This is a genomic window from Erythrobacter sp. HI0063 (assembly GCF_001635685.1).
In the GTDB taxonomy this organism is placed as follows: domain Bacteria; phylum Pseudomonadota; class Alphaproteobacteria; order Sphingomonadales; family Sphingomonadaceae; genus Qipengyuania.
Genome location: NZ_LWFF01000346.1, coordinates 21,675 through 36,911 on the forward strand (window position 1 = coordinate 21,675; position 15,237 = coordinate 36,911).

Genomic DNA, 15,237 nt, shown 5'->3' on the forward strand with positions numbered 1-15,237 from the left:
GCCCCTAGCCGGGGGCGGGTAAACATTGCAGTAACCGCAGCGATTTTTCATAGCGAGGCCGGATCGGCTCGAAGGGCGCGAATATGACGGTTCTGGTTACTGGGGCGGCGGGTTTCATCGGATCGGCGGTTGCCGAAACGCTCTGCGCGCGCGGAGAAAGCGTCATCGGGATCGACTCGTTCAACGCCTATTATTCCCCGAAGCTTAAGCGTGACCGGATCGCGCGGGTCGAGAATGCGGCGGGCGATGCCTTCACCTCGATCGAAGGCGATTTCGCCGATGCGGCCGCTCTGGAAAGCAAACTGGATGGGCTGAAATTCGACCGTATCGTCCATCTCGGCGCGCAGGCGGGCGTGCGCTATTCACTCGAAAATCCGCGTGCCTATGTCGAGGCGAATGTGGTGGGGCATTTGAACCTCCTCGAAATCGCGCGCCATCGCGAAATCGGGCATATGGTCTATGCCAGCTCCAGCTCGGTCTATGGCGGCAACGACAAGGTGCCCTTCAGCGTCGAGGACCGCGTCGATCATCCTTATTCGCTCTATGCCGCAACCAAGAAGGCGGACGAGCTAATGAGCGAGACCTACGCGCATCTCTACCGTATCCCACTGACCGGGCTGCGATTCTTTACAGTCTATGGTCCATGGGGGCGCCCGGACATGATGCCGTGGCTATTCACCGATGCGATCCTGTCGGGCCGCCCGATCAAGGTGTTCAACGAAGGGCAAATGCGGCGCGACTTCACTTTTATCGACGATATCGTCTCGGGCGTTCTCGCCTGCCTCTATTCACCTCCCGCAGACGATGGCGCCATCAAGCCGGGCGGCAGCGCGGCCCCCCACGCGCTCTATAATATCGGCAACAACCGGCCCGAACAGCTGATGGATGTCATCGCTATCATCGAGGAGGCATGCGGGCGCAAGGCAGAGCTTGAAATGCTCCCCATGCAGCCGGGGGACGTTCCGCAGACCTACGCCGATATCGATCCGATCCGCGACGATCTCGGCTTCGAGCCGACGGTATCGGCAGCCGAAGGCTTCCCGCGTTTCGTAGACTGGTTCAAGCGCTACCACGCGCTGGATTGAGACGCGCGTCTAGCCCGCCAGAAGGTCGGAGATTCGGTCTGCGGACTTGCCGTCGCCGAACGGATTGTGCGCGCGGGCCATCGCGGCGTAAGCGGCTTCGTCGTCGAGCAGACGAACCGTCTCTGCCACGATGCGATCGGGATCGGTCCCGACAAGCAGGGCGGTGCCCGCTTCGACACCCTCGGGCCGCTCGGTCGTCTCGCGCATGACGAGCACGGGCTTGCCGAGCGCAGGCGCTTCTTCCTGAACGCCGCCGCTGTCGCTGAGCATCAGATAGGATATGTCGAGCAGCCGCGCGAAATGGGGATAGTCGAGCGGTTCGATCAGAGCGACATTGTCGAGCCCGGAAAGCTCTGCATTCATGACTTCGCGCACATTCGGGTTGAGGTGGACCGGGAAGATCACCGCCACATCGGGCCGCGCCGCAATCCGCTTCACCGCGTCTGCAATCCCGCGCATCCCTTCGCCGAAATTTTCCCGCCGATGGCTGGTCATGCCGATGATCCGCTTGCCAGCGAAGCGCCGCTCCAGCTCTGCGAGGCCCGAGGCGAGATCGGGTTCGCGCTCGATACGCTGCGTCACCCAGTGAAGCGCGTCGATCACGGTGTTGCCGGTGACACGCACGCTCTCCGGATCGACATTCTCACGCCGAAGCGCCGCCGCCGCCGTCTCGGTCGGCGCGCAATGCAAGGCGGCGAAACTGCCGACGACCTTGCGATTGACCTCTTCGGGCCAGGGGTGGTGGATATCGCCCGAGCGCAGACCCGCCTCGACATGGCAGACCGGAATCTGGCGGTAATAGGCTGCAAGCGCGCCTGCCATAACGGTGGTGGTATCGCCTTGCACAACCACCCAGTCGGGCTTTTCCGTATCGAGAACGCGGCCGATCCCGGTCAGGGCGCGCGCGGTCAATTCGTCGAGCGTCTGGCCCGGCGTCATCAGGTCGAGATCGTGATCGGGCGCGATCTCCGCAATCGCAAGCACCTGATCCAGCATGCCGCGATGCTGCGCGGAAATGCAGGTTCGCGAGACGAAGCGATCGTCACGCTCCAACGCATGGATCAGCGGGAAGAGCTTGATGGCTTCAGGCCGCGTGCCGAAGACCGAGAGGATTTTGCGCGCCATGGCCGGTGCCTATAGCGCGCAAAGGTTAAAAGCTGGAGCGGATCTCAGCGCGGTCGCAATCGCCGGCTCATTACTGCGGATCGCGCGCCGGAACCTGAGCCCCGAGCGGTTGCGCCGTTTCGCTGTCATCGTCGAACGGCGTATCCTTGGACGGCGTGGCCGGCGGGCCGCGATCGGCGCCGTCGAGCGTTGGAAGTGAGGTATCGGCGGCAGTCGTCTCCGGCACCTCGGCATCGCGTTCCTGCTGCAGACGCTCCATATACGCATCCTCGATCGCTTCGACGCGCTCCTGCTCCGCAGCGGCATCCTCGTCGATCGTGGCGAGGCGTTCCTGGCGCGCGGCTTCGATCAGTTGTGCAAAGCGCACGGTCGATCCGCTGGCGCGGTCGGCATAGGCGGCTTCGATCATCGCCTGGGTGCAGCCGGTTTCGGAACCCGCTCCGGCGGCGGAGCAGGACAGAGTCCCGAAATCGCCGACGATATCGAGCCGTTCGACGCGCGAAGCCCAGGACTTGTTCGCGGGGTTGTCGCTGTAACGGAGCGTTTCAGGAATGCGGAATCGGTCCGCTTCGGGAAGGCGTGCGACGACGACGATCTCGTTGGCGACAGGCTCCGGCGCGGCATCGTCTCCATAGACGATGACCATGTTGACCTTGTCGCCCGCCTCGTCCTGCGCGGCAGCGGGGATCGCGGTCAGCGCGGCGGTGGCGGCCAGCAGGGATGCGGTAAGGCGGCGGATCATGAGAGTCGTCTCCGAAATCAGGTTCGCTCCGGTAGAGACGCGGAGCGGTGAACTGTGAATGAAGCGCGCGAAGGGGCGGCGCGGTTCCGGCCTCAGACGCGCTCGGAAATCTTGATCGCCGCGCGGCAACCCAGGCGGATCAGTCCGGACAGCACCGGATAGGCGGGCGCGCGTTCCGCCCCGGCGGCCAGCGCCGCATCGCGATGTTCGCGCTCGTCTTCGCGGAATTCCTCGATCATCGCGCTCAATTCCGGTTCGTCGCCCGTCTCCGCAAGGCGATCGAGCTGCTCGGAATAATGCCGGTCGATCTCTTCCTCGACTGCAGCGGTGCAGGCCATCGCGGCCTCCGGACCGAGCAGCGCCGTGCCCGCGCCGAGCGCATAGCCTGCGATCGACCAGAAGGGCTGGAGCGCGGTCGGCCGCACGCCGCGTTCGGCCATCATGGCATCGAAACGCGCGCGATGCCCTTCTTCCTGTTCGGCCATTCCGGCGATTTCTGCCGAGTGGGGCCCGCGATTGCCCATCACGGCGAGCTGGCCCTTATAGATGCGCGTCGCGCCGAATTCCCCGGCCTGATCGACGCGGATCATCCGTTCGATTTCGGGGCGCAACGGCTTGGGGTTCGAATTATCGCGAGACATTGGATCGGCTCCTTACGAGCAGAGAAAGGATCGCGAGCGCACTCGCGGTGGAGACGAGGAAATTCCATCCGGCGAGCGAGATCCCGAACAGGTCCCACGGCGCCTCGTCGCAGCGTATCATCGGCGCGTTCATGATCGCATCGAGCGCGCTGGTCCCCTCGCTCGCCACGATGGTGGCGCAGCCGGTGATGCCTTCCCACCAGCCATATTCGACGCCCGCATGGAACAGGCCGATCAGGCCCGACACCAGAATAGCGAGCGCTGCAAGCCCGGTAAAAAGCACTCGCAACGGCACTGCAAACGACAGGAGCGCCAGTCCGACGGCAGCGAAATGGGGCCAACGCTGCCACCAGCACATTTCGCACGGATGCAGTCCGAAAACGAATTCGGAAATATAGGCCCCACCCAGCAACAGCGCCGGGATCGCCAGCGCCAGCAATTGGGCCAGCTTCACCCGGCCGGGTACAGGGCGGACCGGCGCTGTCGAGATCGGCGCCACAGCTTTAATTTCGCTTCGCTGCAGATTTGCGCGGGGCACTCGCCATGGCGTTAGGGCTCGCCCGGCGCAGCGTGTCGACGGCGTAATGGAGCTGGAAATCCTCGATTCCCTGCTCCTTCAACTCCTCCGCCGTGAGCTTGAAGCGCGGATCGTCCCGCTTGTCGGTTTCGAGCGCGGAATCCTCCAGCCCCAATTCGTTCACCAGATGGCCGCGCAAATCCGATTCGCGCATGATGAAGCGCGAACGCTGCGCCAGATCGGGATCGGAGAGCTGCGGCACGGCGATGTCCGGCTTGATCCCGCCTTCCTGCACCGAATGTCCCGAGGGGGTATAATAGCGTGCCGTCGTCAGTTTGAGCGCGGCGTCGCTGCCGAGCGGGAGAAGCGACTGGACGCTGCCCTTGCCGAAGCTGCGATCGCCCATGACGACCGCGCGGCGATGATCCTGCAGGGCCCCGGCCACGATTTCGGACGCGGAGGCCGAACCCGCATCGATCAGGACCACGATCGGAATCCCTTCGGCAATGTCGCCACGGAACACGGTTTCGGCGTTGTAGACGATATTCTCGCCGCGGATGCGCCCGCGTTGCGACACGATCCGGCCATCGTCGAGGAACAGGTCCGACAGCGCGACCGCCTCGTCCAGCGAACCGCCGGGATTGGAGCGCATGTCGAGCACCAGGCCGTTCAACCGCCCGCTGGCCTCCTGCTGCAACGCTTCCCATGATGCCAGCACATCGGCGCCGACATCGCGTGAGAATTCGTTGACCATGATGTGGCCGATATTCCCGTCCATCAATTCGTGCGTCACCGGCTCCAGCTCGATCACGCCGCGCGTCACGGTGACGTCGAACGGTTCGTCACGACCGGGACGGAACACGGTTAGCCGGATCGCAGTGCCCGCAGGCCCGCGCATCTGCGCCACGGCATCGTCCAGCTCGCCGCCATAGATCAGCTTGCCGTCCAAATGCGTGATGAAATCGCCCGCCTTGATCCCGGCTTTGTCCGCCGGGCTGCCGCGGAAGGGCGAGATGATCTTGACCGCCCCGTCCTCCATGATCACCGACAGGCCGAGGCCCGAATAATTGCCGTCGATCATGGTTTCGAGCCGGTCCAGATCGGACCCGTCGAGATAGGCCGAATGCGGATCAAGCGCGGCCAGCATCCCATCGATCATGCCGTCGATCAGCGTCTGATCGTCGACTTCCTCGACATAGCTTGCCTTGATCCGTTGATAGACCGCGAAAACCTTGGAAAATTCCGGTCCCGCGCGCCCTTCGACCTGGGCGAGGCCCGCCGTCGTGGCGGGAATCAGCGCAAGCGCGGTGACGAGCGCGGCGCTGCGGGCGAGTTCGGCGAATTTCATCTGGGCGCGGTCCAATCCTGTTTGCTGACCGTATTATCGCTTCCGGGCCATGAACACCAGATTAGGATCGCCACGCGGTCCGGCCCGTCCGCTCGCCGGTTCAGTCGATGTAGTCGAGCGGATTGACCGGATCGCCGCCGCGCCGCAATTCGAGCGTAACCGTGGGATTTCCGGCCTCTGCCATGCCGACCGGCGATCCTGCGACCACGTCCTGCCCCACACGCGCCACCAGATTGCCGAGCCCGGTCACAAGGCTGGTCCAGCCATTGGCGTGTTCGATGATGACGATCCGTCCATAGCCGCGATAGGGACCGGCAAAGACCACCCGGCCCGCGCCCGGTGCCACGACCTGCGCCCCCGCACGCGGGATAAGGGACAGGCCGGTCGCGCGCACGCCCCCCTCGCCCGGCGCGCCGAAGGCTGCGGCCAATTGCCCATCGACCGGCAGGCGGTAATCGGATGGCGGCGCGGTGGCGGACGGCGTCGGCGTCGGCGGGGTAGCGCCCGCCCGATCACTCACGCGCGCGCTCGCAGATCCCGGCTCGGAAGGCCGTAAGACCGGTCCGGGCAAGGCCGCCAGCCGCTCGCGCAGCGATCCGACCGCTTCGAGCCGTTCCACCAGCCCATCGAGATCGCGCGCCTGTTCGCCCAGCGCCAGCGCGCGCAATTCCTCGCGATCGGCGGCCCCGCGGGCACGCCGGGCGGCAAGGCGTTCGCGCTGAGCCATGGCGACCAGCTCGGTTCGCCGTTCGGTCAGGCGCCGCTCGGCCCCGCGCCGGTTTGCAAGGGCCTCGCGTGCCTCGTTCTGCAATTCCAGCGACCGATCGAGCTCCGCGCGCAGATCGGCCGTGCTTTCGCGCACCAGCGGCACCGTGCTGTCGAGCACTGCGCCGAGATAGACGGTATCGCGCAGGGATCCCGGTGCCAGAACGCTGAACGACAGCGGGCGCCGCACCAGCGTCTGCAGGGCGCCGGTCAGCCGGACGATCGGTTCGCGCCGCTCGGCAAGCCGCAGGTCGATCCGGCGCCTTTCGGACTGGACCAGAGCGAGCTCCGCTTCCGCCACCCCGATCGCGGCTTCGGCCTGCTGGACCCGCGCGGCGAGCGCTGCGGCCTCGGCCTGCGCCTTGGCGGAAGCCTCGCTGGCGCTTGCCGCGCGCGCCTCGAAGCGAGCGGCCCGGTTCTGCGCCTGCGCGCTGCGCCGCTGCGCCCGGTCCAGTGCGCGCTGCGCATCGGGCGCATCGGAAAAGCGCGCGTCGAGCGCGGTCTGCGCCGTGATCGGGCTCGACACGATGGCCGCGCCGCTCAGTCCGGCGAGACCGAAAACGGTAACGGCAAAGGCGAGCCCCGGGCGCATCATGCTGCCAGATGCCGCAATCTACGCTTGGATGATAGGGGCTCAGTCGCGATGATAGGGATGACCGGCGACGATGGTGGTCGCGCGGTATAATTGTTCGGCCAGCATGGCGCGCGCCAGCAGATGCGGCCAGGTGGCCTTGCCGAAAGCGAGCAGCAGGTCTGCGTCCTCGCGCTCCTTACGCGAATGCCCGTCTGCCGCGCCGAGCACGAAGCGCGCTTCGCGCACGCCCTCGTCCCGCCAGCGTTCGAGAATGGTGGCGAATTCGCGCGAGGTCAGGTCCCTGCCGCGCTCGTCGAGAAGGACGGTGCGATGCGGGCTTGCCGGATCGGAGACCTTGCCCCCCGTCTCAGGCAGTTCGGTGAATTTGACCGGCCAGGCGATCCGCTTCTCGTAGCGCGCGACCAGCTCCGCCTCGGGCGAACGCGCGATCTTTCCGCGAGCGATGACGTGAAGGAGCATGGAGAACCCTTGTTTGCGCAGCCGCCTCCGCGGCTGCGATATCCTCACGCCTCACGGCGCTGCGGGCGGCCGGTCGGCCTTGCGGACCCTATCGGGTCCGAGCTCCGCGACCAAGCCAGCGCTATGGGCAGGGAACGGTCCGCGACCAGCGGACCGCAAGGGCACGCGCCCGCCCCGCAGGTGCCCGACCGAAGGGAGGAAAAGCACCGAGGACGAACCCGCGGAGGCGGGTTCGAAAAACCTACGCCATTCCTGCGACGGGCGGCGCGTCGCCGAAGGCCCACATGCGTTCGAGATTGTAGAAGCTGCGCACTTCGGGGCGGAACAGGTGCACCACCACGTCGCCCGCATCGAGCAGCACCCAGTCGGCGGCGGGCAGGCCTTCCAGCTTCACCGGACCGAACCCGGCCTGCTTGACCTTTTCGGCCAGCTTGTTGGCGATTGCGGCCACTTGGCGCGTCGAGCGGCCCGAAGCGATCACCATGTGATCGGCGATCGAGCTTTTGCCTTCGAGGTCGATCGTGACGATATCCTGCGCCTGATCGTCGTCGAGATGCTCGAGAACGAGCGCCAGCAGCGAATCGGTTTCGCTGCCGCTCATCGGGGGTGCCTTGGTGCGGGCTTCGCTCGCGGAAGAAGTGTGGGCTTGGGGCATGAAGGAATGGTGTGCTCCTCGAAGGATGGGAAGGCGCGCGTCATGGGCTTCATGAAACCGCGCGCGATGCTTGTGCGGGAATGGGGCGATGTGTCAGGCGGTCGCGCAATCGGTCGTATCCGGCGGTGTCTGCCATGCGGGCCGACCAATCGGGATCGGCGCGGCGAATGGCCGTTGCCGAGCGATGGTCGGGATCGAAACGCAGGATTACCAGTGCCGGAGCGCTCCATCGGGCCCTGTTCGCGAAACCGGCGGCGGGTGTGCGGTAGCGCCGCAGCCAGGCCATCGCGGGGCTCGCGAAGGCGGACGCATCATAACCCGGACGCGCGATGACCGCAATCGGCATCGTCCGCGCGATTTCGCGCCAGTCGCGCCAGCGGTGGAACTGGGCGAGATTGTCGGACCCCATCAGCCAGACGAATTCGCGTATGGGATAGCGCCGCACCAGCTTTTTCAGCGTGTCGACGGTGTAGCGCGTGCCCAATTCCCGCTCGATCGCCGTGGGCCGGATCGGTGCGCGGCGAGATTGACTCAGCGCCGAGGCATAGCGTGCGGCAAGCGGTGCCATCCCCTCCTTCGGCTTCAGGGGATTGCCGGGAGAGACCAGCCACCACACCTCGTCGAGACCGAGCGCGCGTGCCGCGAACAAAGAGACGCGGCGGTGGCCGCCATGAGCCGGATTGAAGCTGCCGCCCAAGAGACCGATACGGGGCAGGCCGGCGACGAGTGGAGCGTTCGGAACCATCGGACGGAGCGTATCACCTGCCCCGATCGCTGTCAGGACACGATTGGCGAGGCCAGACACAACGCAAAATTCGCGATTCGTTCCCGATTTTTTATCGATTTTTTCGGGAACCAAAACGCTTCATCCCGCGAACCCGTCGATTCGGCCATTTTCCGGGTCATGGATTCGCATTCCGGCAGATCGCTCGCTAGGCACCCCGGCGGATCGTATAAGACAACACAGGATGGGGTCGCTTTGAAAAAGAACGATACCGCTCGCGGTTGGACGCAGCGCATGCGCGCCTGGTTTCCGGAACGCGAGTTCTTCATGCGCTCGGACGGCAAGGTCCGCTTCGTCACCATTTCATCGCGCTTGCAGATCGGCGCCGCCGCGCTGATCGGTGCCGCCGTCATCGGCATGACCGGCAGCATGGGAGCGATGGCCTATGCGCAATACGAAGCTTCGGCCGAACGCGCCGCCTTGATGACGCGCGCCGCGAAGGTCGCCGATTCGGAAGAGCGGCTCGCGACCTATCGCGACGATATCGATACGGTCGCCGAAGACCTTCAGCGCCGCCAGGATTTCATCGAAGACATGGTCGCCGCGCTGCCGGAAGACGTGAAAGTCTCCGATCTCCATACGCAGGGCGGCAAGGCCGATGGCAAGGACACCGCCGAAACGCAGGCGATGGTCGGCAAGGTCAGCGCCGCCATTCCCGAAGCCGCAGCCCTCGCCCGGATCGAAGCGCGCCAGCTCGCTTTCGTCGACGGGATGACGCGCTTTGCAGATGCCCGGGCGGAACGCGCCGAAGCGGCGCTGCGCGAACTCGGCCTCAACCCCGCCACCGTGCTGCGCCAGGCCGAACGCGAGGCGATGGGTGGTCCCTTGGAGAAGTTCGTCAGCGCATCAGGCGGCCCGATCGATCCGCGTTTCGAACGCCTGGGCATCAGCCTTGCGCGGATGGGCGCGCTCGAACTGACGCTCGATTCCGTCCCGCAGGTGATGCCGGCTTCCGTCGTGCGCATGTCGTCCGGCTTCGGCCCACGCCGCGATCCCTTCACCGGCGGCGGCGCAATGCATAGCGGCCTCGATTTCGCCGGCCCCATCGGCACGCCGATCCAGGCCGCTGCCAATGGCCGGGTCAGCTTCGTCGGCGTGAAGTCGGGTTACGGCAAGGTGGTCGAAATCGATCACGGCAACGGCCTGATCACGCGCTATGCCCACCTGTCCGCCTTCAACGTCAAGCGCGGCGCTGAAATTCGCTCGGGCGAGCGCATCGCCGCCATGGGCAGCACCGGGCGTTCGACCGGATCGCACCTGCATTTCGAGGTTCGCCTGAACGGACGCGCCGTCAATCCCCGCACATTTCTGGAGAGAGCCCCCGATGTTCTCGAAAAAGCCCGCAGCGACGCTCCGCGCGCGCAGCAATAACGAGAGAGCCATGACCCCCCGCAACGGCAATTCCACCTTCTCGGTGCTCGGCACGGATATTTCCGTGAAGGGCGATATCACGGCTTCGGCCGATCTTCACGTCGACGGCAATGTCGAAGGCGACATCGCCTGTTCCGCCCTGGTCCAGGGCGAAGGCAGCACGATCAATGGCGGCGTGACGGCGGAAACCGCGCGTCTGGCGGGCCGCGTGACCGGTTCGATCACGGCGCGCGATCTCACCATTCTCAAGACCGCCCGCATCGATGGCGACGTGCATTACGACGCGCTGACCATCGAACAGGGCGCGCAGGTCGAGGGCCGTTTCGCTCCGCGCGGCGAGACCAAATCCGCCAAGCCCGCCGCAGGCTCCAAGGCCGACGAGCCGAAGCTGGCTGTCGCCAACTGAGCCGATTCAAGCGGGTGGAGACGATCTCCACCCGCGCTCTATTCTCTCAATTCGGGAGGACTTCGGCCCGCAACGCCTTGCGGTCCAGCTTACCGATCATGGTCTTGGGTAGATCGTCGCGCAGCACCACGCGAGCGACCCGCTCGTGCTTGCCGATGCGACCGTTGAGCCAGGCGGCCAGCTCTTCGCCGGTCGCACTCTCGCCTTCATTCAGGACTGCATAGGCTTCGGGCACTTCGCCGCGATACTCGTCGGGCACGCCGATCACGAGCACTTCCTTGATCGCGGGATGCTGCAACAGCACGTGCTCGACCTGGCTCGGGAAGACCTTGAAGCCGCCAACTGCGATCATGTCCTTGATCCGGTCGACGATGGCGAGGAAGCCGTCTTCGTCGATCGCGGCGACATCGCCGGTCCGCAGCCAGTCCTCGCCGTTGAAGCGCGCAAAGGCGTCGGCCTGCGTCTCCGGCTTGTTCCAGTATCCGCACATCACCTGCGGGCCGCGCACGGCTAGCTCGCCCGGCTCGCCATCGGGCGCGAGACGCGTCGGGTCTTCCTTGTCGAGCAGCAGGATCTGCGTCGCCGGGATCGGCAGTCCGATCGTGCCGGGCTTGCGCGTGCCTTCATACGGATTGGTGGAGACGACGCCCGCGCTTTCGGTCAGGCCGTAGCCTTCGACCAGCCGCACGCCGGTGCCCTTCTCGAATTTCTCGCGCACCGGGGCGGGCAGCGGCGCGCCGCCCGAGATGCAGATCTGCAGCGAAGAGAAATCGGTCTTCGCGAAATCGGGGTGGTCGAGAAGCGCCTGGAACATGGTCGGCACGCCGGGAAAGGCGCGCGGGCGGCTGTTCGTGATCGTCTTCAGCACTTGTCCCGCATCGAAGCGCGGCAGCATCACGATCCGTCCGCCCTTCACCACCGTGCGGTTCAAGACGCAGGTGTTGGCGAAAACGTGGAACAGCGGAAGAGCGCCGAGCACGCTGTCCGGCTCGTTGGGATCGAACGGGTCGATCATGTCGACCTGGATCGCATTGCTCGCCAGATTGGCGTGGCTCAGCATCGCGCCCTTGGGCGTGCCGGTGGTCCCGCCGGTATATTGCAGCAGAGCGAGATCGTCGGCGGAAAGGTCGGGAAATCCGCCGGTATCGCGGCCCAGCCAGTCACTCCACTGGCCGACATCGGACCGCGAGGGCACTGAGGCGATCTGCTTGCGGCCGAGCGTGCGCAGCGCAAGGCTCTTCATTTTCGGCAGCGCGTCCGCCAGCCGGGCAACGACCAGCGTTTCGAGCGAGGAGCGGTCGATCACATCCGCCGCAGTCGGCAGCAGCATCGGCGAATCGAGCGTGACCAGCAGGCGCGTGCCTGAATCCTCGACCTGCGCGGCCAGCTCTTCCGCCGTGTAGAGCGGCGAGAAATTGACGACCACCGCACCCGCCATCATCGCTCCGTAATAGGCAGCGACGTAAGCGGGCACATTGGGCAGGAACAGGCCGACGCGGTCCTTGGGCCCGATCCCGCGCTCGATCAGCCCGGCAGCAAAGCGGCGTGCCTCGGCGTAGAGTTCGGAATAGGTGAAGTCGCGCCCCATGAATTCGGCCAGCACCGCGTTCGGGCGTGCCTTCGCCTGCCGTTCGAAAATGATCGGCAGGGGTTCGGCATAGATCGCGCTGTTCCAGGGTTGCGCGTGGCCGTAAGTGCCGGACGGGATTGGGAAGCGCTTATTGACAGACATGTCAGTTGCATGGCGCAAGCCGGGGCCTGCTGACAAGCGAAAAGGGCGGAAAAGTGCTTACTTTCCCGCCCTTCGGTAATTTTCGAAACGTAAGTGTCAGCCTTCGGCTTCGGCCTCGCTCGCGCGCTTGTTTTCGAGCCAGGCGGCAGCTTCCGCTTCCTGCGCGGCTTCGGCGGCGGCCTTCTTCTCTTCGGCGCGTTCGGCGCGCAATTCCTCGATCAGACGCTCGCGATCGCTGGTGCCTTCGCCGATGGCGGGGGCTGCGGTTTCGCCGTCGTCTTCCTCGGTGCTCGCGACCTTCTTGGCCGCCTTGGCGACGACCGCGTCTAGCTCGCGCTGCGAACACAGGCCCAGTGTCACCGGATCCTTGGGCTGGATGTTCTGGATGTTCCAGTGCGTCCGGTCGCGGATCGCGCCGATGGTGGTGCGCGTCGTCCCGATCAGCTTGCCGATCTGCGCGTCCGAGATTTCCGGGTGGTTGCGCAGCAGCCAGGCGATGCCGTCCGGCTTGTCCTGACGCTTCGACACGGGCGTGTAGCGCGGGCCCTTGGTGCGGCTGACCGCGACGGGCGCGCGCTGCATCTTGAGCGAATAGGTGCTGTCCTGCTGGCCTTTCTCGATCTCGTCCTGCGTCAATTCGCCGGCGTGGACCGGATCGCGCCCGGTGTATTTCGCGCCTGCCAGATCGTCTGCCATGGCCTGGACTTCGAGAATGTGCAGGCCGCAGAATTCTGCGATCTGTTCGAAGCTGAGGCCAGTATTGTCGACCAGCCAGGTGGCGGTCGCATGCGGCATGAGGGGCTTGGGTTGGTCGGCCATTTTCGGCGCCTTTTCTGAAGACCTGAAATAGTAAGGGCCGCCCCTTGCGGAGCGGCCGTTGCCCGTATCCTGTAGGCCGAACCGGCTTTGTCCGCAAGCGCGGCGTGTTCGTGCCGCCCGGTTCAGGCCAGCGCGTATGCCTCGTCCGAAACTTCCAGCGAGGCGAGCCCGCTCAGGAATTGCGCGGTCGCGGCACCCCAGCTGAAACTCGCGCCGTATCGCGCGCAGACCCTGCGATCGCAGAACAGGGCCGCCGCTATCGCCCGGTCGAGATTCTCCGCCAGCGCGCCTACACGATCGGTCACGATATCGCACGGGCCGGGCACGGGATAGGCCGCCACGGGCGTTCCGCAGGCGAGCGCTTCGATCATGACGAGCCCGAACGTGTCGGTGCGGCTGGGAAAGACGAAGACGTCCGCCGCGGCATAACAGCCCGCCAGCTCCCGCCCGCTGCGTCGTCCGAGGAACAGCGCCTGCGGATAGCGAGCGCGCAGGCTTTCGAGCGCGGGTCCGTCACCCACCACGACCTTGCTGCCGGGATAGGAACCCTCAAGGAATGCTTCGAGGTTCTTTTCCGGCGCGACCCGTCCGACATAAAGCTGGATCGGCCCTTCCAATCCGGCATATTCCGGCGGCGGGGGCGCATCGGGCGTAAAGCACGCAAGATCGACACCCCGGCTCCAGCCGTGCAATTGGTCGAGGCCGTGGCTGCGAAGCTCCTCCGCAATGCTCGCGGTCGCGACCAGAATGCGACAGGCCGGCGCGTGGAACCAGCTGATGTAGCGCCAGAACCATTCGGCGGGCAGATGCGTGCGCTGGGCCACGTAATCGGGGAATTGCGTGTGGTAGGCGGTGGTGAAGGGCGTTGCGGTGCGCAGGCAATGGCGCCGCGCCGCAAGGCCCAGCGGCCCTTCGGTGGCGATATGGATCGCGTCCGGCGCGAAGCGGCGCAGCCTGTCGGCCACTGCGCCGGGCGCGGACAAAGCGAGGCGGATTTCCGGATAGGTCGGGCAGGGACAATTCGCGAACTGATCCGGCGAGATCGTCAGTACCTCGTGCCCGTGTTGGCGCAGAATGTCGCAGGTTGTAGTCAGGGTGCGGACCACGCCGTTCATCTGCGGCAGCCATGCATCGGTCACGATAGCGATGCGATTGGGGCCATCCGCCAGCATCGGGGACTGAGGTGAGGCCGCATCGGCAATGGTGAGGCGCTCCAGTGACGTCACGCAGCCGCCCGCGCAGCATCGCCCTTCGCAGCGACCGATGGCACAGAGTCGCGCCGCGCCACTTCTTCTGGCCAGTGGAGCAATTCCATCCGCCCGTCGAAATGTTCGACCAGCGCGTTGCACCCTTCGACCCAGTCGCCGTCATTGTAGTATTCGACCGTGCGCCCGTCCTGCGTGAAAGTGCGAATGTCGGCCGTATGGATGTGGCCGCAGACCACGCCGTCCACGCCCCGCTCGCCCGCAGCCCGCGCCACCACTTCCTCGTATTTCGAGATGAATTCGACCGCGTTCTTGACCTTGTGCTTGGCCGCCTTCGACAGCGACCAGTAGGGCAGGCCGAACCGGCGGCGCACCAGATTGACCCAGCGGTTCAATCCCATCGCCGCGTGGTAAAGCGCGTCGCCGAAGAAGGCGAGCCAGCGATGCGCGAGCATGATCGTGTCGAATTCATCGCCATGCAGCACCATCAGCCGCCGTCCGTCCGCCGTCGTGTGGAAAGCGGCGCGTGCGATCTCTACCCCGCCGAAATTCATGCCCGAAAACGGTCGCACCATCTCGTCGTGATTGCCGGGGACATAGACGATCCGCGTGCCGCGCTTGGCGCGTTTCAGGATGCGCCAGACGATGTCGTTGTGCGATGCGGGCCAATAAACCTTCTTCTTCAGCCGCCAGCCATCGATGATATCGCCGACCAGATACAGGGTCTCGCTGTCGGTATGGTCGAGAAAGTCGATCAGCAGCTCGGCATTGCAGCCCTTGGTGCCGAGATGGACGTCGCTGATCCAGATGGTGCGGAATTTGCGGCGTTCGCCCACGATCCGTTCGGGAACGGCGGGCTTGATCGCTGGGAAGCTGGCGATGTTGTCTCCCAGCTTCGCGAAGGTCTCGAAATCGGTCGGCAGTTCGGTCACGGCGTTTCTCCCACCATTCGGCAGGAAGCCTAGCGCCGTTATGTTACAGGCGATTC

At 65.4% G+C, this 15,237-nt stretch carries 16 protein-coding genes; 3 read left to right on the top strand and 13 right to left on the bottom strand.

Features of this window, described 5'->3' with window-relative positions:
- The first annotated feature begins 83 nt into the window (after positions 1-83).
- Positions 84-1,085, top strand: coding sequence for a GDP-mannose 4,6-dehydratase (locus A3736_RS15565; protein WP_067684819.1), 1,002 nt, complete (start codon positions 84-86; stop codon positions 1,083-1,085).
- 9 nt (positions 1,086-1,094) lie between these two features.
- Here A3736_RS15565 and wecB read toward each other — a convergent pair whose 3' ends face one another.
- The 9 genes from wecB to A3736_RS15610 form a co-directional block, all read right to left on the bottom strand.
- Complete coding sequence (gene wecB / locus A3736_RS15570) at positions 1,095-2,210, bottom strand: non-hydrolyzing UDP-N-acetylglucosamine 2-epimerase (protein ID WP_067684821.1); 1,116 nt, start codon at positions 2,208-2,210, stop codon at positions 1,095-1,097.
- A 70-nt stretch (positions 2,211-2,280) separates the two neighbouring features.
- Complete coding sequence (locus A3736_RS15575; protein ID WP_067684823.1) at positions 2,281-2,952, bottom strand: hypothetical protein; 672 nt, start codon at positions 2,950-2,952, stop codon at positions 2,281-2,283.
- Positions 2,953-3,044: 92 nt separating this feature from the next.
- Positions 3,045-3,593 (bottom strand): demethoxyubiquinone hydroxylase family protein, encoded by a 549-nt coding sequence (locus tag A3736_RS15580; RefSeq protein ID WP_067684824.1) that lies wholly within the window; start codon positions 3,591-3,593, stop codon positions 3,045-3,047.
- A complete protein-coding gene (locus tag A3736_RS15585; protein ID WP_233999448.1) occupies positions 3,580-4,092 on the bottom strand; it encodes a disulfide bond formation protein B in 513 nt (170 codons plus the stop codon). Before A3736_RS15585 ends, A3736_RS15580 begins: the two co-directional genes overlap by 14 nt.
- A gap of 4 nt (positions 4,093-4,096) precedes the next feature.
- A complete protein-coding gene (locus A3736_RS15590) occupies positions 4,097-5,458 on the bottom strand; it encodes a S41 family peptidase (RefSeq protein WP_067684826.1) in 1,362 nt (453 codons plus the stop codon).
- Between the two features lie 100 nt (positions 5,459-5,558).
- Entirely contained in the window at positions 5,559-6,818 is a 1,260-nt protein-coding gene (locus tag A3736_RS15595) for a murein hydrolase activator EnvC (protein WP_082851549.1), read from the bottom strand.
- A gap of 39 nt (positions 6,819-6,857) precedes the next feature.
- Positions 6,858-7,277, bottom strand: a complete 420-nt coding sequence (locus tag A3736_RS15600; RefSeq protein WP_067684827.1) for a 23S rRNA (pseudouridine(1915)-N(3))-methyltransferase RlmH — start codon at positions 7,275-7,277, stop codon at positions 6,858-6,860.
- A 241-nt stretch (positions 7,278-7,518) separates the two neighbouring features.
- On the bottom strand, positions 7,519-7,878 hold the full coding sequence (gene rsfS / locus A3736_RS15605; protein ID WP_067684829.1) for a ribosome silencing factor: 360 nt from the start codon (positions 7,876-7,878) through the stop codon (positions 7,519-7,521).
- A 103-nt stretch (positions 7,879-7,981) separates the two neighbouring features.
- Complete coding sequence (locus tag A3736_RS15610) at positions 7,982-8,677, bottom strand: nicotinate-nucleotide adenylyltransferase (protein WP_067684999.1); 696 nt, start codon at positions 8,675-8,677, stop codon at positions 7,982-7,984.
- Between the two features lie 273 nt (positions 8,678-8,950).
- Here A3736_RS15610 and A3736_RS15615 point away from each other — a divergent pair, with 273 nt between their 5' ends.
- Together A3736_RS15615 and A3736_RS15620 are read left to right on the top strand one after the other, a co-directional pair.
- Complete coding sequence (locus tag A3736_RS15615) at positions 8,951-10,087, top strand: M23 family metallopeptidase (RefSeq protein ID WP_067685000.1); 1,137 nt, start codon at positions 8,951-8,953, stop codon at positions 10,085-10,087.
- A gap of 10 nt (positions 10,088-10,097) precedes the next feature.
- A complete protein-coding gene (locus A3736_RS15620; protein ID WP_082851550.1) occupies positions 10,098-10,493 on the top strand; it encodes a polymer-forming cytoskeletal protein in 396 nt (131 codons plus the stop codon).
- Between the two features lie 46 nt (positions 10,494-10,539).
- On the opposite strand, the gene A3736_RS15625 is transcribed toward A3736_RS15620, so the two are convergent.
- The 4 genes from A3736_RS15625 to A3736_RS15640 all read right to left on the bottom strand — a co-directional run bounded on the left by A3736_RS15625 (position 10,540) and on the right by A3736_RS15640 (position 15,181).
- On the bottom strand, positions 10,540-12,225 hold the full coding sequence (locus A3736_RS15625; protein WP_067684833.1) for a long-chain fatty acid--CoA ligase: 1,686 nt from the start codon (positions 12,223-12,225) through the stop codon (positions 10,540-10,542).
- 96 nt (positions 12,226-12,321) lie between these two features.
- Entirely contained in the window at positions 12,322-13,044 is a 723-nt protein-coding gene (locus A3736_RS15630; RefSeq protein ID WP_067684835.1) for a DUF1013 domain-containing protein, read from the bottom strand.
- Positions 13,045-13,166: 122 nt separating this feature from the next.
- Positions 13,167-14,216, bottom strand: coding sequence for a glycosyltransferase family 1 protein (locus A3736_RS15635; RefSeq protein ID WP_067685002.1), 1,050 nt, complete (start codon positions 14,214-14,216; stop codon positions 13,167-13,169).
- A 50-nt stretch (positions 14,217-14,266) separates the two neighbouring features.
- Positions 14,267-15,181, bottom strand: coding sequence for a UDP-2,3-diacylglucosamine diphosphatase (locus A3736_RS15640; RefSeq protein ID WP_082851551.1), 915 nt, complete (start codon positions 15,179-15,181; stop codon positions 14,267-14,269).
- Between the last annotated feature and the right edge of the window lie 56 nt (positions 15,182-15,237).